The organism is Microbacterium sp. 2216-1 (assembly GCF_046507855.1).
Taxonomy (GTDB): domain Bacteria; phylum Actinomycetota; class Actinomycetes; order Actinomycetales; family Microbacteriaceae; genus Microbacterium; species Microbacterium esteraromaticum_C.
Genome location: NZ_JBKFTM010000001.1, coordinates 259,434 through 278,915 on the forward strand (window position 1 = coordinate 259,434; position 19,482 = coordinate 278,915).

Genomic DNA, 19,482 nt, shown 5'->3' on the forward strand with positions numbered 1-19,482 from the left:
GTGCCGCCCTCATCTGTATGTCGGATCGCCGCCCCGAAGTGTGACACCCCTGGCTGCCCGCCGCGCTCCCGCGCCCGCTCCCGCGCCCGCTCCCGCGCGCCCGCGCGCCGCGCCCGTCGCCCGCTGAGAAACCACTTCTCGTGTGAGAAACCACGTGTGGCGTGGTTTCTCACACGGCAGATGGTTTCTCACGGGGTGGGTGGGGCGCGGGCGGCGTCATCCGGACTGCGCACGGGCGTCGTCCTGCGAGAATGTAAGCCCGAGCAGTCGACCCGAGGAGCGCCACGTGTTGTACATCTCCACCCGCGGCGGCATGCAGCCGCAGCCGTTCAGCGAGACGCTTCTCGAGGGGCTCGCGCCCGACGGCGGTCTCGCGGTTCCCGAGCGGATGCCGCAGGTGGATGCCGAGACGCTCGCCTCGTGGCGGGGTTTGACGTACCCCGAGCTTGCCACCGAGGTGCTCGGCCTGTTCGCCACCGACATTCCGCGTGAGGACCTCGCCCGCATGACGGCCGCGGCGTACGCGGACTTCCCCGACGAGGTCGTGCCGCTGCGGTCGATCGGCGGCGGCATCACGCTGGTGGGACTGTCAGAGGGGCCGACGCTGGCCTTCAAAGACATGGCGATGCAGTTTCTCGGACAGGTGCTCGAGTACGTGCTCGAGAAGCAGGACCGCGTGCTGAACATCGTCGGCGCCACCTCGGGCGACACGGGCTCGGCGGCGGAGCACGCGCTGCGCGGCAAAGAGCGTGTGTCGGTGTTCATGCTGTCGCCGCAGGGGCGCATGAGCCCCTTCCAGCGCGCGCAGATGTACTCGCTCTACGACACCAACGTGCACAACATCGCCGTGGCCGGCGTGTTCGACGACTGCCAGAACCTGGTCAAGCAGCTCGCCGGCGACATCGACTTCAAGAGGGCCCAGAACCTCGGCGCGGTCAACTCGATCAACCTCGGCCGCATCGCCGCCCAGGTCGTGTACTACTTCTGGGCCTGGCTGCGAGTGACCGACGGTGTTGAGCCCGAGTTCCGCAACGGGTTCGAGGTGTCGTTCACCGTGCCGTCGGGCAACTTCGGCAACATCCTCTCGGGCTTCTTCGCCAAGAGCATGGGACTGCCGGTGCGCCGTCTGGTGCTGGCCGCGAACGAGAACAACGTGCTCGACGAGTTCTTCCGCACGGGCGTGTACCGCCCCCGCTCGGCCGCCGACACGCACGCCACGTCGAGCCCGTCGATGGACATCTCGAAGGCCTCCAACCTCGAGCGCTTCATCTTCGACCTCGTCGGGCGTGACGCCTCGGGTGTCGTCGAGGCGTGGCAGGCGCTCGACCGCGAGGGCTTCTTCGACTTCTCGGCAGAGCAGCCCCGCTTCGAGAGCAAGTTCGGCATCGTCAGCGGAACCTCCACGCACGCCGACCGGCTGGCGACCATCCGGGCCGTGTACGACGAGTGCGGCGAGGTCATCGACCCGCACACCGCCGACGGCGTCAAGGTGGCCCGCGAGCACGTCGAGCAGGACGTGCCGATGCTCGTGCTCGAGACGGCAAAGCCCGAGAAGTTCGCCGAGACGATCACCGAGGCCATCGGCGTCACCCTCGACCTCTCGCCCGAGCTGCAGCAGATGATGGCCGCCCCGCAGCATGTCACCGAGATGGCCGACGACGAGCAGGCGCTGCGCGCCTTCGTGGCCGAGCACGCGCTGCGCTGAGACCGCACTGCGTCACCGCGGGCGGCTAGGGTGAGCGGATGAGCACCGTCCGCCCCGGCATCGCCGAGCGCCTGTCGCAGATGATCCAGCTGCCGACCGTGTCGGCCGAGCTCGCGCAGCGCGGGCATGAGCCGTTCGCCGCATTCGAGCGTCTCATCGCCGAGCAGTACCCGCTCGTGCATGAGCACCTCGCGCTCGAGAAGCACACCGAGTACGGGCTGCTGTTCCACTGGAAGGGGGCGCAGCCCGACGCCGCGCCTGCGGTGCTGATGGCGCACTACGACGTGGTGCCCGTCGACGAGTCGGATGCCTGGACGTACCCGCCGTTCGAGGGCCGCATCGCCGACGGGCGCGTGTACGGGCGCGGAACGCTCGACGACAAGGGCCCGCTCATCGTCATTCTTGAAGCCGTCGAGAACCTGCTGGCCGACGGTTTTGTGCCCGCCCGCGATGTCTACCTGTCGTTCGGCGGCAACGAGGAGACGTTCGGGGTCGCCGCTCAGGCCATCAGCGCGGCATTCCAGCAGCGCGGCATCACCCCGTGGATCGTCATCGACGAGGGCGGTGCCGTGGTCGACGCGCCGTTGCCCTTCGTGCCCGGCCGTTCGGCGATGGTCGGCGTGGGAGAGAAGGGTGTTCTCAGCATCCGCCTCACTGCGCGCGGCGACGGAGGGCACGCCTCGGCGCCGCCGACGCTCACCGCCGTGCGGCGGATCGCCCGCGCGGTCGACCGGCTCGGCCCGGGAACCTTCCCCGCGCGCGCACCGCGCGCGATCTCTCGGATGCTGTCGCAGCTGGCCGCACAGACGCCGGGCCCGGCCCGCCACCTGCTGCGTCTGCTCGGTGCGGTGCCGCCGCTGACCGCGCGCCTGTTCGCGGCGCTCGGTGGAGAGCCGGCGGCGCTGGTGCGCACCACCGTCGCGCCCACGATGCAGTCCGGCGGCACCGCCGCCAATGTGCTTCCGTCGCAGGCATCCGCCACGATCAACCTGCGGATCGCCCTCGGTGAGACGGTGGATGCCACGGTGCTGCGCGTGCGCGACCGCATCGGCGACCCCCTCGTGGCGATCGAGGTACTCGAGGGCAGCGAGCCCTCGCCCGAGTCGGCCACCGACAACGCACAGTTCGCGCTGATCGCCGAGGCGCTCGACGTCTCGCATCCCGACGCCCCCGCCGTGCCGTACGTCATGATGGCGGCCACCGACTCGCGGCATTTTCACCGCTTCACGCCCGCCGTGTATCGGTTCGCGCCGCTGGAGATGTCGAACGCGCAGCGCGCGGCGATCCACGGCGTCGACGAGAACGTCGAGATCGCCGCGCTCGAACGCGGCGAGCGATTCCATCGCGAGCTGCTGCAACGGCTACAGTGATCCCACCCGACTGTTCTGTCTTCAGAAAGGGGGCGCGATGACGCGCTCCGTCACCCTCGGCGCGCTCGCCAGCGTCGTCGGATTCCTCGCCTTCGTCGAGTTCACCAGCGGTGTGCTGCAGGGCTATTACACGCCGATGCTCACCGACATCGCCCGGCATCTCGGCATCCATGACGCCGATGTCAACTGGCTTGAGGGCGCTCAGCTGATGCTGTCGGCGCTCGTCGTGCCGGCCTTCGCCAAGCTCGGCGACATGATCGGGCACAAGCGGATGCTGCTGGTGTCGACCGCGCTGACGGCGGCCGCCGCGCTCGTGCTGCCGTTCACCGACTCGTTCACGGTGTTCCTGATCGGCTGGGCCCTGATGGGCTTCTACGTGGTGTGGCTGCCGCTGGAGATCGCGCTGATCTGGTCGCGCTCGCGGTCGATGGCCTCGCGCTCGATCATCACCGCCCGGGCCGCGGGCCTGCTCGTGGCCGCGCTCGAAGCCGGCGCGATCATCGGTGCGCTGGCCGGCGGGGCGCTGATCGATGCGCTGCCGCTGACCGTCGTGCTGCTGATCCCCGCGCTGCTGGTCGTGGTGTGCTTCTTCGTGATCCTGTTCGGGGTGAAGGAGTCGCCGGAGATGACCGGCGGCCGCCTCGACACCACCGGCCTGGTGCTGATCTCGTTCGCCCTGATCGCCTTCACCGGCGGACTCAGCCTGCTGCGCCTGCCCGGCGGGCTGACGAGCTTCTGGTCGTGGGGCGTGGTGCTGCTCGGTCTGTTGCTGATCGTGCCGTTCGTGCTGTGGGAACTGCGGCACGACGACCCGCTGATCGACGTGCGCATGTTCCGCTCGCCCGCGCTCGGCCCGGTCTTCCTCACCGCCGGGCTCTTCGGCGTGAGCGTGCTCGGAGCACAGGCGCCGTTGTCGACCTTCGCCCGCACCGATCCGTCGGTGTACGGCTACGGCCTGGGCACGACGGGTTTCGCGACGTCACTGATCATCGGCATCTACCTGATCGCGATGATCACCGGTGCGCTGCTGTTCCCGTTGATCGCCCGGGTCACCACTCCGCGGATCACCCTGATCGGCGCCTCGCTACTGGTCGGGATCGGCTTTCTGCTCTTCCTGCCGTTCCACGACACGTACCTGCAGGTCGTCACGAACATGGTGTTCGCGGGGCTTGGATCGGGCGCACTGGTGGCGGCGTTGCCGGCCGCCGCGGCGTCTGCGGCACCGGCCACCCAGACCGGCGTCGCCACGGGCCTGACGAACTCGGTGAAGACCGTCGGCGGCGCGATCGCGTCGTGCATCTTCGGTATCGCACTGCTTGGCGGTGTCGCCGGGGCAGCCGGTGCGACCGAGGGCACCGCGGGATCTCTCGCGGGCTACATGACGGTGTGGATCGTGTGCGGCGCCACGGCACTGGCATCCGCGGTGCTTCTCGCCTTCGTGCCCAAGCAGGCGTTCACCGACCGCGCTGCCGAGGTCGCGTCGACGCACTGAGCGCGCGACGGACGTCGCGACCGCGGAGCTACCACAAAGTGATCGTTTGATCGAATTCTGGTTGACCGAACAGTCACTCTCCGTGATAGTGGAGTGATCTTCTTCCGACCGCAGGAGCACTGTGATGATTTTGACCTCGTCCGCCGCAACGTCGCGTGGGGCGAACCGGTGAGCCTGCGCCGACCGCGCGCGGCACTGTCCATGACCCCCGATCTGCCCGAACCGCTGTTCGGTGCGGACTACGCCGAGCGCTTCGCGCCGGCGGTGGAGCTGCTCGGGCCTCTCGAAGACGTCGCCCCGGAGCAGTGGGAACAGATCGAAGTGCTGATCGGATGCTGGGGCGCGCCCGAACTGGATGCCGGCCTGCTGGCGCGCATGCCCCGGCTGCGCGGCATGGTCTACGCGGCGGGTTCGGTGCGCGGCATCATGACGTCCGAGGCCTACGAACGCGGAGTGCGGATCAGCTCGGGAGCCGACGCGAACGCGGTGCCGGTGGCGGAGTTCACGTTGGCCGCGATCCTGCTCGCCGGCAAGCGCGCTTTCGCCATCGACGAGGAGTACCGGCGCACGCAGCAGTACCGGCCGGCGAGCACCGCGCACGAGCGATGGGGCAACTTCGGCACGCGGGTCGGCATCATCGGCGCCTCGCGCATCGGTCGGCGGGTGATCGAGTTGCTCGCGCCGTTCGACGTCGAGGTGCTCGTGTGGGACCCGACCCTGCAGCATGACATCGACGGCGTGACCCGGGTCGGGCTCGACGAACTGCTGTCCACGTCGGACGTGGTGAGCCTGCACGCACCCTCGCTACCCGAGACCCGGGGAATGCTGGGAGAGCGCGAGCTGGCCCTGCTGTCGGACGGCGCCACGCTGATCAACACCGCACGCGGCGCGCTGATCGACCAGGACGCTCTCGTGCGCGAGCTGAACGGCAGACGGATCCACGCCGTGATCGACGTCACCGAACCCGATGTGCTGCCCGCCGGGCATCCGCTGTTCTCGGCGCCCAACCTCACCCTCACGCCGCACATCGCAGGCTCGCAGGGGTCTGAGCTGCGGCGACTCGGAGACGCGGCCTTTGACGAGCTGCAGAGGTTCACGCGGGGCGAGGCGTTCCGCCATGACGTGTCGGAGTCGCAGTTCGCGCTGCTGGCCTGACGCGACGGAACCGCAGGTTGAGAAGGAGAAGTCATGCGAGCGGCAGAGCGACGCTCGGCGATCGAACGTGAGCTGAACCTGACCGGACGCGTCGACGTCGCGGTGCTGGCCAGACAGCTCAGCGTCTCGCCGATCAGCATCCGACGCGACCTCAACGACCTCGTCGAGAAGGGGATCGCACGCCGGGTGCATGGCGGGGCGATCGCCGCGCGGATGCCCTCCGCAAGCGGCCCGCAGATCGTGCGACGCCCGCCGCCCGCCCGCAGCGAGGGCGGGATCATCGGCCTGGTGGTGCCCTCATCGCACTATTACTACGCCGGGGTTCTGGAAGGCGTGAAAGCCGCGGCGGTCGAGGCGCGCGTGCGCGTGGCGCTGCTCGTCTCGGGGTACTCACAGGAGCAGGAGCTGGCCCAGATCAAGCGGCTCGTCGATCGCGGAGTGACGTCTCTCATCGCCACACCCGCCGTCATCCCCGAACGCGACCCGCGCACCTACGAGGCCCTGCGGGAGGTCGGTAGTCCGGTCGTGCTGCTGGAGCGGGACGGCGGCGATGACTTCGCCATGCTCGACTCGGTGCGCTCCGACCACGAGTTCGGAGCCAGGCTGGCGTTTCAGCAGCTCGCAGACGACGGGCACCGGTCGGTGGCGCTGGTGTCGGCCGAGCGCACGCCCACGGCCGGCTGGCTGCGCGCCGGATTCGAGGCGAAGCGCGGACTGTTCGATGGTGCGACCGAGCGGATGGCGATCCCCTCGGCTCCGGAGTACGCCCCGGAACTGCAGGAGAGTCTCGACACTGTGCTGGACCGCTTCGCACAGCTCGGCACGACCGGCGCGCTGGTGCACTCCGACCTCGCCGCCGTCGCGCTCGCGCAGCGCGCCCGCGAGCGCGGTATAGATGTCACGGTCATCGCGTACGACGACGAGATCGCGGCGCTTGCCGACCCGCCCATGGATGCTGTCGCGCCGCGCAAGCACGAGGTCGGGCGGCTTGCGCTGATGACCGCGCTGGAGCGGGCGGGGCAGAGCGCGGAAGACGTGGTGCCGCGGCATGTGACGGTGCCGCCCGCGTTCGCGCTGCGGCGTGCGCAGGACGCGTAACGACCAGCTTCTGATCGTTTGATCGTTATGGTTTGAGTCGTCCAATCGATCGGTCATAGCATCGCGTCGACGGAGAGCCCTTTCCCACGGCTCGCCCCGGACCGAAGGAGTTCCTGTGCAGATCACCCCCACCACCCGTCGGCGGGCCACCGCCACCGCAGGGGCGCTCGTGCTGAGCGCAACCCTGCTGCTCACCAGCTGCGCGTCCACCGACGCGGCACCCGCGGATGCCGGCGAGCCGGTCGGCCCGTTCGGCGCTCCCTCGGCGCAGTCGATCGAGGTCTACGCGTTCGACGGCGGATACGGCACCGAGTACACCGACGCTGTGATCAAGGTCTACAACGAGCAACTGCCCGACAGCGAGGTCGACCTCAAGTCAGTGCAGGAGATCTCGACGCAGCTGCAGCCGCGCTTCGTCGGCGGCAACCCGCCGGACCTGATCGACAACTCGGGCAAGCCGATCGAGACCACGACGCTCGCCGACAGCGGCCAGCTTCTCGATCTGGGCGAGCTGCTCGAGGCGCCCTCGTGGGATGACCCTGACGTGACCGTCGGTGAGACCCTGACCCCCGGTGTCGTCGAGACCGGCACGTACGACGGAAAGCTGCTCGAGCTGCGCTACGTGAACACCGCCAAGGGCCTGTGGTACTCGCAGTCGCTGTTCGAGGAGCACGGCTGGGAGATCCCCACCACCTGGGACGCCTTCGTCGAGCTCGGTGAGCAGGCGAAGAACGAGGGCATCGCCCTGTTCGCCTACCCCGGACAGGTCATCAGCTACCCCGCCGACGTGTTCATCACTCTGATCGGCAAGCAGGCGGGCATCGACGCGCTGCGCTCGCTCGACAACCTCGAGAACGGCGCCTGGGAGTCGGATGTCGTCGTCGACGCGTTCGGAGCCCTCGCCGAGCTGCACGACAAGGACCTGATCCTGAAGGGCTCCGAGGCGCTGACGCACACCGAGGCGCAGACCGAGTTCGTCCGGGGTGAAGCACTGTTCTACCCGGCGGGCTCGTGGCTCGAGAACGAGATGAAGGGCGTCACGCCCGAGGGCTTCGACATGGCGATCACGCCGATCCCGCTGCTCGACGAGGCCACCGCTGCGCTCGGGTTCGAGCAGTTGCAGGTCGCTCCGGGTGAGCCGTTCATCATCCCCACCGAGGCGAAGAACCCCAAGGGGGCGATGGAGTACCTGCGGGCCATGCTCTCGAAGGAGGCCGCGTCGGAGTTCTCGCGCCTGACGGGCGCACCCACCGTCGTCAAGGGTTCGCTGGAAGGCGTCGACGTCACGCCGGCACTGCAGACGGTGACCGACGCGATCGAGGTCGGCGGCAACGCCGAGCTGCGCGTGTCGTTCCGTGGCTGGTACGAGCCGCTGCGCACCCAGTGGTTCACGACTCTCGGTGACGTGCTCGCGGGCCGGGTGAGTCCCGAAGAGGCCTCGCAGACGATGCAGCAGGCGGCCGACGAGATCGCCGCTGACGACAGCATCACGAAGTACACGAGGGACTGAGCGCGCCATGAAGCACGGCCGCACCAGATTCATCACCCTCTTTCTCGCAGCTCCGCTGGTCCTGTACGGGGTGTTCGTCCTCTACCCGTACGTCCAAGGCGTGATCATCTCGTTCACGGACTGGAGCGGCTACTCGCGCGACCGGGAGTTCATCGGCTTCGCGAACTACATCGAGCTGGCCGGCGATGATCGATTCTGGGCGGCCCTGTCGCACAACGCGATGTTCCTGCTCGTCCTCCCACCCGTCACGCTCGGTATCGCGCTGGTCTTCGCCGCGCTCACCAGCGTGGCGGGCGGGAAGGGCGGACGGGTCGGCCCGATCGCCGGGTCCGGCTGGTACCGGGCGATCTACTTCTTCCCGAACATCCTGCCCATCGTGATGAGCCTGGTGCTCTGGCAGTTCGTGTTCAACCCTCGTATCGGCCTGCTCAACGGTTTTCTCGAAGCGGTCGGACTCGGGGCCTGGGCGCACGCCTGGCTCGGCGACCCGAACACCGCGCCGTGGGCGGTGCTGAGTGTGCTGGTGTGGGGCCAGATCGGCTTCTACTACGTGCTGTTCTCGGCATCGATCCAGGGCATCCCGCGCGAGTACTTCGAAGCCGCCCAGCTCGACGGAGTCGGCCGGTTCCGCATGTTCTTCACGATCACGCTGCCGATGATGCTGCAGACCGTTCAGGTCGCGTGGATCTACATCGGGATGTTCGCGCTCGACATGTTCGTCACCGTCGCGATTCTCACACCCGACGGTGGGCCCTCCGGCTCGACGGACGTCATCGCGACATACATGCAGCGGCTCGCGTTCAGCGGCGGTCGCTTCGGCTACAGCGCGACCATCGGCGTCGTGCTCACGGTGCTCACGCTGCTGTTCGCCTTCATCACCTTCCGTGTGACGCGCCGCGAGCGCGTCGAGTACTAGGAGTCGACGTGACCGCTCCGATCATGACCCGTCCCGAGGCTCCGTCGAAGGGCGCCTCGTCGCCGGCATCCGCTCCGGCTCCCGGTGCGGCGCTTCCGCGCAAGCGCCGCACCAACCCCTATTCGTGGCTTACCGAGTCGCTCGGCAAGGGCGTCGCGCATGTGTTCCTGATCGCGTGGGCGGTCATCGCGCTGTTCCCGATCCTGTGGGGTGTGTTCAGCTCGCTCAAGGCGAATGACGAGATCTTCGCCTCGCCCTGGGCGATGCCCGAGGTGCTGCAGTGGGACAACTACGTGCGCGCCTGGAACGAGGCCGATATCGGCCGGTACTTCTGGAACACCATCGTCGTGGTCGGCGGATCGCTGATCGTCACCATGGTGCTCGGCGCGATGGTCGCGTACGTGCTGGCACGCTTTCAATTCCGTCTGAACCGCCCGATCTTCTACCTGTTCATGGTCGGCATGATGTTCCCGATCTTCCTGGCGATCGTGCCGTTGTTCTTCGTCGTCAACGACCTCGGCCTGCTGGGCACGCATCTCGGGCTGATTCTGGTTCTGTCGGCCTACGGGCTGCCGTTCACCGTGTTCTTCCTGGTCGGGTTCTTCGCGACGCTGCCCGAGTCGGTGGCCGAGGCAGCCCTGCTTGACGGATGCGGGCATGCCGAGACCTTCTTCCGGATCATGCTGCCGATGGCCAAGCCGGGGCTGGTGAGCGTCGGGATCTTCAACTTCCTCAACCTGTGGAACAACTACCTGATCCCGCTCGTGCTCAACCCGGACCCCGAGAAGTACGTGCTCTCGCAGGGACTCGCATCCCTTGCCATCACTCAGGGCTACGCCGCCGACTATGGCGCACTGTTCGCCGGTCTGGTCATCGCGATGCTGCCGGTGCTGGCCGCCTACCTCGCCTTCCACCGGCAGCTGCAGGGCGGCATCTCTCTCGGCGCGCTCAAGTGACGCCGACGACGCCGCAGTAGTACGTCTCGAATACGACGAAGGAGTACGTTTTCCATGACTGACACCGCCGATCGCACCGCGTGGTTCCGCCACGATCACTTCGGCATGTTCATCCACTACGGCACCTATTCGGTGCTGGGGCGGCAGGAGTGGGTGAAGCGTTTCGACCGCGTCCCCGATGACGAGTACGTCCGGCTCGCCGACCATTTCGACCCCGACCTGTTCGACGCCGGTGAGATCGCCCGGCTGGCCAAGGCGGCCGGCCAGAGGTACGCCGTGCTGACAGCGAAGCACCACGAGGGCTTCTGCCTGTGGGACACGGCGACCACTGACTACTCGATCGGCACGACGCGGGGGCGCGACCTCGTGCGCGAGTACGTCGACGCGTTGCGTGCCGAGGGTCTGCGCGTCGGGCTGTACTTCTCGTTGCTGGACTGGCACCACCCCGACTACACGGTCGACTGGTCGCATCCGCTCGGCAACCGCGACGACATCGATGAGCTCAACGCGAACCGCGATATGGACCGTTTCCGGGCCTACATGCGTGAGCAGCTGCGCGAGCTGCTGACCGACTACGGCACGATCGACTACCTGTTCGTCGACTTCACGCAGCCCGGCCCTGTCGACGGTGTTCTCGGCAAGACGCCCGAGGACTGGGACGCCGAGGGGCTCATGGCAATGTGCCGCGAGCTGCAACCCGAGATGATCATCAACGATCGGTTCGGCATCCCCGGCGACCTGGCCACCCCCGAGCAGTACCAGCCGGTCAAGCCGATCGAGGTCAACGGCGAGAAGGTGCTGTGGGAAGCGTGCCACACCATCAACGGTGCCTGGGGTTACGACCGCGAGAACACCGATGACAAAAGTCCCGAGCTGCTTGCGCGAATGCTGGCGCAGACCGTCTCGCTCGGCGGAAACCTGCTGCTCAACGTGGGGCCGACCGCGCGCGGTGAGGTACCCGAGGGGCACGACGACATCTTGCTCGAAGTCGGGCGGTGGTTGCGCCGCAACGGCGGTGCGATCTACGGCGCCGGCCCTTCGGAGTTCGAATCGCCCTCGGGCGTCGTCTACACGCAGAACGGCAACAAGCTGTTCGCGCACATCTTCGACTGGCCGTTCAAGACGCTGTACCTGCCGGGGCTGGCCGACCGGGTGACGTTCACTCGCCTGCTATCCGACGGCGCGGTCATCAACACGTACCCGATCGTCACCGACCTCGATCACGTCGGCGCGAGTCTGCACCCGGCCGCGCCGGAACCGGGCACGCTCGTGCTCTCCTTGCCGGTCGTCCGTCCCAAGGACCTGCTTCCGGTCATCGAGTTGACGCTCGCCGACTGAAGCAGAACACTCCATCGATCTACACAACGAGGTGAAGAGCATGAGAAAACACAGGACCCGCTGGGCCAGTGCGGCGATCGTCGCCGCACTCCTGGTCTCACCGATCTCGGCGGCCGCCGTCGAGGTTGGTGAGGACGCCGTCGCGAACGGCTCGTTCGAACAATTCACGGGGGCGAACCCCGACAGCTGGGGGCGCTGGAACGCAGCCGGAACGGGGGAGGTGACACGGGTTCCTGGCATCGCCGGGCAGAACGCCGTCCAGATAACGACCAACACGACTTCGTCGCGCCTGGCGTTGGTGCAGGACGTGCCGGTGACCGCCGGGCTGTACCGATTGGACTTCCAGGTGAAGCGTACGGGCATGTCGGGCAACGGCACCGCGGGCATCCGCATCAACGTCGCGGGGGCGACGTCGGCTCCGTTCATCGGCGGAAACACCGACACTGACGGCTGGACGCCCGCTTCCGCATGGGTGCGGGTGCCCGCGGGGTCGACCAGCGCGCGCGTGCACCTGTTCAACGACATGGTGAGGGGCACGATGACGGTCGACGACGTGCGCTTCTCCAGGGCGGATGCCGACGACTTCGTCCTCGCATCGATCACGGCATCCGGCGACATCGGGCTCGATTGGGATGTGACGGATGCGCGAGGCGCCGACCACTACGAGATCATGCGCGAGACGGTGGGGTCCGAAGCGGAGGCACGGCTGGTGCGCCGGGTGCCGGCCGTTCTCACCGAAGCGACCGACCAGGACTGGAACCCCGGCGAGAGCTACGTGTACACGGTGATCGCGCGCGACAGCGGTGGGGCGGAGGTGTTCCGCACGACGGAGGCGACGATCACCGCGCCGGGCGAGAGCAACATCCTGACCAGCTCGCTGGCCGCAATCGAGGCTGAGGCAGATGTGCATCTCAGTTGGGCCGCTGCGCGCGATGTCGAGGGACCGCTGTCGCTCGTGGCGTCTGACGAATCCCTCGCGGGTGGAGATCTCTCTGACGCGACGACGGTCGCCACCGGCATGGAGGCGGTGGGATCGGCCCGAGCCCAGACACCGGCGCGGTACTTCGCGCTCGTCGCAGACGGCGAGGTCATAGCCACCGCGGCACGGGGCGTGCAGTCGCATCCACGCATCATGTTCACCGATGAGGTGCGCGACAAGATCACGCGCATCACATCGGTTCCCGGCACCCCACAGGAACAGCTCGAGGTGATCACCGCGCGGGTCGACGGAGGTGTCGGGACCTCGGGAACTTCGGCACATCGCTACGCCCGCGAGGCCGCCTTCCTGTACCAGGTGACGGGTCAGCAACGGTACGCGGACCTGACGTTCGAGGCGTTTGAGATCGCCGCGGATGAGACGCCATTCGGCGCCAGTCAGCCACTGGATACCGCGAACCCCGCTTCGCAGCTGGCGCTCGCCTACGACTGGGCGTACAACGGTTGGACCAACACCCAGCGGACGTTCGCACAGGAGTACTTCGAACGCGCTGCGGTACTGCTCGAACTCGCCGATCACCCCAACATGGTGTGGGACGACAAGGCGAGCAACTGGGTCGGCGTCACGCGCGGCGCAGAACTTGCGCAGCATCTCGCCGTGCGCGGTGACGGTGACTATGGCATGCGTGATGCGCGGATCGCGCGTCTGCTCGACCAGCTCTCGCGTCACGCGGAACAGGGGTACTCAGAGTCCGGGTGGTATCAAGAGGGGCTCGACTACCTCGACTACGACAACATGATCGCCACCACTGGCGTACTTGGGTCGTTCGATGTGGGTATCGATGCCATCAAGGAGGCATGGTACGAGCCGCAGACCGCGAGTCTGCTGCTGCATGCCGCATCGCTCCGGCAGGGGACGGGATCATCTCTGCAGTGGGGCGTGGGAACCGGCGGCCAGCCGGCATGGCCGCTGTACTTCGACCGCGCGGCCGAAGATGGTGAGCTCGACCGCGTCGCCGCGATGTTCGAGCGCACGCAGGGGCATCTCGCCGAGAACGGCTGGTACTCGCCGGGGTTCGGGCTCTACACCTTCGCCTACTGGCCGGAGGAGAGCCCGCCGAGTCTTCGGAGCGATGAGGTGCTTCCCGCGCTGTACGACGCCGAGTCCGGCGTCGCGATGTTCCGCAACCGGATCCAGGATGCCGATGATGTGCTCATTGGGCTGCACAACCGCAACCACGACCACCTCGGCTGGAGCGGCCTCGACACCTTCGGGCTCTCGATCATCGGCGGTGACACGCTGTGGGCGGGGCAACCCGGCAAGAGCGCGGCCGATGCGGCCAAGTACTCGCGGGTGTTCGTCGACAATGAGATCGCACAGGAGGTCGGGCACGGTCGTACCGAGGCATCCCGTTCGTACAACGCCCAGGGTGGCGGCTACGTGCTGTTCGACGGTGCAGGCAACCTCGGGGTCGCGACGGCGACGCGTGAGGCCGCTGTCGACATGACGCCCCGCGCGACGGCCGACACCATCATGGTGCTCTCGGACTCGCTCTCCGACGACGAGGCCCGTCGTTGGACGTGGCAGCTGGCGCCGCAAGCCGGGGTGACGGCTGAGATCGCCGATTCGGTCGACGGTGCGCGCCAGATCGTCCTGCGCAATGGTGACGCCTGGATGCAGCTCACGCTGCTTGATGCCGATGGTGCCGAGATCACGTACGCCGATGGAGTGCTGCGGATCGAGCGCGCCGGGAAGACCGCCGACTTTGACATCGTCGGGGCGTTCGGTACAGGCGCGGACCTGCCCAGGGTGGAGGTGATCGGAACCGTCATCGCCATCGACGGGTTCGTCGCGGATGCCAGTGACCTCGCCGCCTTCGAGCCGGTGTCGGCGGCCAATGCGTGGGACGCATCAGCCTCGTACCGCGCTGGTGATCGAGTCGGCTTCGAAGGAAGCCTGTTCGAGGCGATACGGCCGACGAGCGCCGATGAACCGGGCGAGAAGCCGCGCGGTCCGTGGCAGCAGATCCGGGCGATCGGGGATACGTCGATCTGGACTCCGACAGGAGAGTTCCAGCGCGGCGACGTGGTCCTGCACGAGGGGCAGACCTACACGGCGACGCGCAAGAACCGCGGCTCAGAACCGGGCCGCTCCAACGACCGGGCCTGGACGCTGACCGACTGAAAGCCCGCCCGTCGCTGGGGTCGTGCGGTGCTCGGGCACGGCAGACTAGAAGGATGACCGCTGTTTCCCTGATCCGTGCCGATGCCCTCTCTGATGCCGCCCAGTACGCCTATGCCGCCACCGCCCCCAGCGATGCCCGGCTCATCTTCCTCGCGGGCGCCTGCCCGCTGAACACCGACGGAACGACCGCCGCCGTCGGCGATTATGCCGGCCAGGCAGCGAAATGCCTGGAGACACTGCACGGTGCGCTCGCCGCCGCCGGTGCCGAGCTGACCGACATCATCAGTACCCGGGTGCTCGTGGCCTCCACGCAGCAGGCCGACCTCGTCACGGCGTGGGAGGTCGTGCGCGACGGGTTCGGCGACCACGACGTGCCGAGCACGCTGCTGGGCGTTACCGTGCTCGGGTACGACGACCAGCTCGTCGAGATCGAGGCCATCGCCGCCGTCGTCGACGAGGCCCGCTGAGCAAACGCGCCCGCGCGTTCGTACTCCCGTCGCAGTTTCTCCCGCTTCCCGCCCGCGGATGCGGGAGAAACTGCGACCGGAACGCGGGGCGCCGTCGCGGATGCGGGAGAAACTGCGACCGGAACGCGGAGCGCCGTCAGCGACTGGTGGGGACGAGCATCGCCTTGCGCAGCTGCGTGAGCGCGTCGTCATCGACTCCGTGCGCTCCCAGGTACTCGGCGCTGCCGCCCCAGGTGCGTTCGATGCGATCGAAAGCTCCCTGCAGCAGCTCGGGAGGTGAGGCGGTGGCCCGATGTGCGGCCATGCCCGGCAGGTTCTCGGCGTCGACATCGGCGAAGAGATCGGCGAGGTACTCGGCGCCGAGGCGCTGCTGGGACTGTGCGAAGTCGTCGAGCACCAGGGGGCGCTCGACCCCGAGCACGTCCAGCACGAGCGCGCTGAGCACGCCGGTGCGGTCCTTGCCGGCCGTGCAGTGGATCAGCACGCCCCGCTCGGCACCCGCCGCGATGGCGCTGAACGCGCGGGCGAGTGCGGCGCCACTGTCATCGATCATCACCGCGTAGAGTTCGGCGAGATCGGCGAAGCGGATCTCGTGCAACCGATCCTCGAACACCGGCATCGCGCGTGCGCTGAGCGACGGATGCTGCCAGGCGCCGGGTGTCGAGGCGCGCTCACGCGCGTCGCGCAGGTCGAGGATCGTGGCGACGCCGAGACCGACAACGGCTTCGCTTGCCGGCTGCCGCTGCGATAACGGTGCGGCCGAGCGCCAGACGAGATCCGCCCGAACGACATCACCGTCCGCGGTCGGGAGTCCGCCGACCGGGCGGAGGTTGTGCAGCGGGGTCGGGGTGATCAGCTGACCACTCATCATGGGGTGCTCCTGGGGGCGTCGGCGGGGCGGGGCGGAAGCAGAGGCACGCTCTCGATCAGCTCCCGGGTGTAGGGGTGAGTGGCGTTCTCCAGTACGTCGATGACCGGACCGCGTTCGACGATGCCTCCTTCGGTCATCACCAGCGCATCGGTGCAGAGTCCGTCGATGATGCCCAGGTCGTGCGAGACGGCCATGATCGTCAGCTCCTCGTGCGCCGCCAGGCGGCGCAGCAGGCGCAGAACCTGCGCGCGCACCGACACGTCGAGCGCGCTGACCGGTTCGTCGGCGATCACGACCTCGGGGCGCACGGCGAGGGCGCGGGCGATCGCGACGCGCTGTCGCTGCCCGCCAGACAGTTCGCGGGGCAGCCGCTGTGCCGCGTCGGCGGGCAGCTCGACGGCGGCGAGCATCTCGGTCGCGCGGGCATCCGCATCCCATTCCGGGCGGAGGGCGCGCACGGGTTCGGCGATGATGCGCCCCACCGGCATCCGCGGGCTCAGCGACGCGAACGGATCCTGCAGCACCACCTGCACGCGACGGCGGAAGTCGCGGGCGGCACGCCCGCGGCCGGCGGGAACCCGCTCACCGCGGTAGGTGACGGTGCCCGTCGTGGGGCGCTGCAACCCGAGCAGGACGCGGGTCAGCGTCGACTTTCCCGAGCCCGACTCGCCGATGATCCCGAGGTGACGGCCGGCGTCGATGCGCAGATCGATGTCCCGCAGCGCCGCGCGGTCCATTCCCGGGTAGGTGACGCCGATGCCGTCGGCATGGAACAGCTCGGTGCTCATGCGGGCACAGCCTCCCGCACACGGCGCGGCTGCCAGCCGGTGGCGTACGCGGCATCGATCAGCTCGGCCGTGTAGGCGGTGCGCGGTTGGTGGATCAGGTCGGCCGGACGGCCCTCTTCGACGATCCGCCCCGACTGCATCACGATGATGCGGTCGCACTGCGAGGCGGCGACCGCCATATCGTGGGTGACGAGCAGGCTGCCCGCGCCGCTGCGGTTGACCAGGTCTGACATCAGGCGCAGTACGCGTGCCTGGACGGTCACGTCCAGGGCGGTGGTCGGTTCATCGGCGAGCAGCAGCCGCGGCGACGTCGACATCGCCATCGCGATCATCACCCGCTGGCGCTGCCCGCCCGAGAGCTCATGCGGATAGCGCCGCACCAGTTGCGCGGCATCGGGCAGACCCACGCTCTCGGCCAGGCGGATCGCCGTCTCACGTGCGGCGCCACGGGGCAGCATCCCGTGGGCGCGCAGGGGCGCCACCAGGTGCCGGTGGATCGGGAGCAGCGGATCCAGCGCGCTCTGCGGTTCCTGAAAGACGCAGCCGACGGTCTTGCCGCGCAGGGCGCGCAGCGTCGCGGCATCCGCGTCGATCGTCTCGACCCCCTCCACACGAACGCTGCCCGACAGCTCTCCGCGCGGCGGGCGCAGCCCGAGCACGGCCATGCTGGTGAGCGACTTGCCGGAACCCGACTCGCCGATGAGTCCCACGCGCTCGCCGGCATCGACATGCAGTGAGACATCGTCGACGACGGTGCGTCCGTCGATGCGGATCGTGAGGTTGTGGATGTCGAGGAGCGTCATGCGGGCACCTTCTTTGTGGAACGGCGGGCGGTTTTGGGGGAGGGGCGGGCGGATGCTGCGCGCACCTGGTCGGGTTCGAGTGCGTCGCGCAGCGCATCGCCCAGCAGGGCGAAGCCGATCACCAGCGTCGTGATGGCCAGGCTCGGGGCGATCAGCACTTCGGGGCGCACGAGCACCTGCGATTGCAGATCGGCGAGCGTGCGTCCCCACGACGGGGTCGGGGGTGGCGTGCCGAAGCCGAGGTACGACAGGCCGGCCTCGGCCAGTGCCGCGACCGAGAGCAGCTGGGTGGCGCGGATCAGCAGCGTCGGCGCCGTATTGGGCAGCACATGACGCCACACGATGCCGCCAATGCTCACCCCGCCGGCCGTTGCCAGCGTGACGTAGGGGCTCGCGAGGGCGCCGCGCAGTTCGGGAACCATGGTGCGGGCCACGACGACCGCGCCACCGAGCCCGATCGCGAGCGACGAGACCCAGATGCTGGCGCCGTACGAGGTGACCAGGATGATCGCCAGCACGAGCGTGGGGAAGGCGATCGCGATGTCGATGCCGCGTTCGAGCAGAAGACCGAGTCGGCGTGAGGCGAGTGCGGCTCCCAGTGCGAGGGGGAGCCCGACGGCGACGGCGATCAGCGTCGCGAGCACGGTGGCGAGCATCGTCGACTGGGCGCCGACGAGCAGGATGCTGAACAGGTCGCGGCCCCCGTTGTCCGTGCCGAGCAGATGGGCGGACGACGGCGGCAGCCAGCGGTCGGCGGGCGAGAAGACCGTCGGGTCGTACGGAACCCACAGCAACGAGATCAGCGCGGCACACGTCGGGATGCCGACGAGCACGAGCCCGGTGATTCCGAGCGGATGGCGCAGGAAGCGAGCGATCATGAGGTCCTCCGGATGCGCGGATCGAGAACACGCGAGAGCGCGGTGAGCGTGACCGTCGAGATCATCACCAGAGCGGTGAGCACGAACAGGGCGCTCTGAATCGACACGATGTCGCGGTTGCCCACATCGGCGAGCAGCATGCCGCCGACGCCGGGCAACGCGAACAGCTGCTCGACGATCACCGAGCCCATCAGAACTCCGGCGATCTCCAGGCCGAGCACCCCCAGAAGCGGAAGGGCCGCATTGCGCATGCCCTGACGCACCAGCACCGCACGCAGCGGCCATCCCTGCGCGAGCCCCGTGCGCACCCACTCCTTCATCAGCACATCGATCGTGGCGCTGCGCACGAAACGCACGAGCACGGCCGCCTGGCCGATCGCGATGGCGGTGGCCGGAAGGATGAGCGCGCGAAGCGCCTCGCCGGGCTCTGCCCACCGGTCGGCCGGGAAGCCCTGCACCGGGAAGAGGCGGGTGGGAAGAGCGACGAACACCATGAGGGCGAGGCCGAGCACGAAGGTCGGCACGGCGGCGGCGAGCTGACTCAGGGCCGCGATCGCACGGCCGAAGGCCGACTCGCGGTACACGGCGGCGACGACACCGACCGGCACGGCGATGAGCACGCTCAGCACCAGGGCGAGCAGGCCGAGCGGAACCGTCACCTGCAGCTTCTCACCGAGCTCGGCCGCCACCGGACGCGAATCCAGTGCCGAGGTGCCCAGGTCACCCGTCAGCACGCCGCCCATCCAGTCGAGATAGCGCGCCCACAGGGGACGATCCAGACCCATCTGCGCGCGCAGCGCCTCGAGCTGCTCGGGGGTGGCATCCATTCCGCCGATTACCGCCGCGGGGTCGCCGGGCAACACCGCCAGCAGGCCGAAGATCACCATGCTCGCGGCGATCAGCGACACCACCAGCACGGCGGCCTCGTTGAGCAGTTCTGCGGCGACCCGCCGGACACGGTGTGAAGCGTGTCCGGCGGGCATCCGCACCTGCGCAGGTGCAGTCGTGCTCATG

The 19,482-nt window shown here is 68.5% G+C and carries 16 protein-coding genes; 11 read left to right on the top strand and 5 right to left on the bottom strand.

Going from position 1 to position 19,482, the window contains the following annotated elements; genetic code table 11:
- Nucleotides 1-286: 286 nt before the first annotated feature.
- The 11 genes from thrC (at nucleotide 287) to ACLD0U_RS01260 (ending at nucleotide 15,128) form a co-directional block, all read left to right on the top strand.
- On the top strand, nucleotides 287-1,705 hold the full coding sequence (thrC, locus tag ACLD0U_RS01210) for a threonine synthase (RefSeq protein ID WP_410339586.1): 1,419 nt from the start codon (nucleotides 287-289) through the stop codon (nucleotides 1,703-1,705).
- A gap of 38 nt (nucleotides 1,706-1,743) precedes the next feature.
- The gene (locus tag ACLD0U_RS01215) at nucleotides 1,744-3,075 is read left to right on the top strand and encodes a M20/M25/M40 family metallo-hydrolase (RefSeq protein ID WP_410339587.1); all 1,332 of its coding nucleotides are present in this window, start codon (nucleotides 1,744-1,746) and stop codon (nucleotides 3,073-3,075) included.
- A gap of 37 nt (nucleotides 3,076-3,112) precedes the next feature.
- A complete protein-coding gene (locus ACLD0U_RS01220) occupies nucleotides 3,113-4,567 on the top strand; it encodes an MFS transporter (protein ID WP_206821020.1) in 1,455 nt (484 codons plus the stop codon).
- 201 nt (nucleotides 4,568-4,768) lie between these two features.
- Entirely contained in the window at nucleotides 4,769-5,722 is a 954-nt protein-coding gene (locus ACLD0U_RS01225; protein WP_410339588.1) for a hydroxyacid dehydrogenase, read from the top strand.
- A gap of 33 nt (nucleotides 5,723-5,755) precedes the next feature.
- Nucleotides 5,756-6,820 carry a substrate-binding domain-containing protein gene (locus ACLD0U_RS01230; protein ID WP_410339589.1) on the top strand — a complete coding sequence of 355 codons (1,065 nt, stop codon included), beginning with the start codon at nucleotides 5,756-5,758 and terminating at the stop codon, nucleotides 6,818-6,820.
- Between the two features lie 115 nt (nucleotides 6,821-6,935).
- Nucleotides 6,936-8,330: an N-acetylglucosamine/diacetylchitobiose ABC transporter substrate-binding protein gene (gene ngcE, locus ACLD0U_RS01235; protein ID WP_206821018.1), complete on the top strand. Its 1,395-nt coding sequence runs from the start codon at nucleotides 6,936-6,938 to the stop codon at nucleotides 8,328-8,330.
- Between the two features lie 7 nt (nucleotides 8,331-8,337).
- On the top strand, nucleotides 8,338-9,246 hold the full coding sequence (locus tag ACLD0U_RS01240) for a carbohydrate ABC transporter permease (protein WP_179409107.1): 909 nt from the start codon (nucleotides 8,338-8,340) through the stop codon (nucleotides 9,244-9,246).
- An 8-nt stretch (nucleotides 9,247-9,254) separates the two neighbouring features.
- On the top strand, nucleotides 9,255-10,202 hold the full coding sequence (locus ACLD0U_RS01245; protein WP_410339590.1) for a carbohydrate ABC transporter permease: 948 nt from the start codon (nucleotides 9,255-9,257) through the stop codon (nucleotides 10,200-10,202).
- A 54-nt stretch (nucleotides 10,203-10,256) separates the two neighbouring features.
- Nucleotides 10,257-11,540 (top strand): alpha-L-fucosidase, encoded by a 1,284-nt coding sequence (locus ACLD0U_RS01250; protein WP_410339591.1) that lies wholly within the window; start codon nucleotides 10,257-10,259, stop codon nucleotides 11,538-11,540.
- Nucleotides 11,541-11,580: 40 nt separating this feature from the next.
- Nucleotides 11,581-14,661 (top strand): hypothetical protein, encoded by a 3,081-nt coding sequence (locus ACLD0U_RS01255; RefSeq protein WP_410339592.1) that lies wholly within the window; start codon nucleotides 11,581-11,583, stop codon nucleotides 14,659-14,661.
- Nucleotides 14,662-14,714: 53 nt separating this feature from the next.
- On the top strand, nucleotides 14,715-15,128 hold the full coding sequence (locus tag ACLD0U_RS01260) for a RidA family protein (protein WP_206822842.1): 414 nt from the start codon (nucleotides 14,715-14,717) through the stop codon (nucleotides 15,126-15,128).
- Nucleotides 15,129-15,264: 136 nt separating this feature from the next.
- Here the strand turns inward: ACLD0U_RS01260 and ACLD0U_RS01265 are convergent, their stop codons facing one another.
- Genes ACLD0U_RS01265 through ACLD0U_RS01285 form a run of 5 tightly spaced genes read right to left on the bottom strand, consistent with a single transcriptional unit; the run spans nucleotide 15,265 to nucleotide 19,481 of the window.
- The gene (locus ACLD0U_RS01265) at nucleotides 15,265-15,999 is read right to left on the bottom strand and encodes a tyrosine-protein phosphatase (protein ID WP_410339593.1); all 735 of its coding nucleotides are present in this window, start codon (nucleotides 15,997-15,999) and stop codon (nucleotides 15,265-15,267) included.
- Nucleotides 15,996-16,787 carry an ABC transporter ATP-binding protein gene (locus ACLD0U_RS01270; protein WP_410339594.1) on the bottom strand — a complete coding sequence of 264 codons (792 nt, stop codon included), beginning with the start codon at nucleotides 16,785-16,787 and terminating at the stop codon, nucleotides 15,996-15,998. Before ACLD0U_RS01270 ends, ACLD0U_RS01265 begins: the two co-directional genes overlap by 4 nt.
- Nucleotides 16,784-17,590 carry an ABC transporter ATP-binding protein gene (locus ACLD0U_RS01275; protein WP_410339595.1) on the bottom strand — a complete coding sequence of 269 codons (807 nt, stop codon included), beginning with the start codon at nucleotides 17,588-17,590 and terminating at the stop codon, nucleotides 16,784-16,786. The genes ACLD0U_RS01270 and ACLD0U_RS01275 overlap by 4 nt, the downstream gene beginning before the upstream one ends.
- Nucleotides 17,587-18,468, bottom strand: coding sequence for an ABC transporter permease (locus ACLD0U_RS01280; RefSeq protein WP_206550503.1), 882 nt, complete (start codon nucleotides 18,466-18,468; stop codon nucleotides 17,587-17,589). The genes ACLD0U_RS01275 and ACLD0U_RS01280 overlap by 4 nt, the downstream gene beginning before the upstream one ends.
- A complete protein-coding gene (locus ACLD0U_RS01285) occupies nucleotides 18,465-19,481 on the bottom strand; it encodes an ABC transporter permease (RefSeq protein ID WP_410339596.1) in 1,017 nt (338 codons plus the stop codon). Before ACLD0U_RS01285 ends, ACLD0U_RS01280 begins: the two co-directional genes overlap by 4 nt.
- Between the last annotated feature and the right edge of the window lies 1 nt (nucleotide 19,482).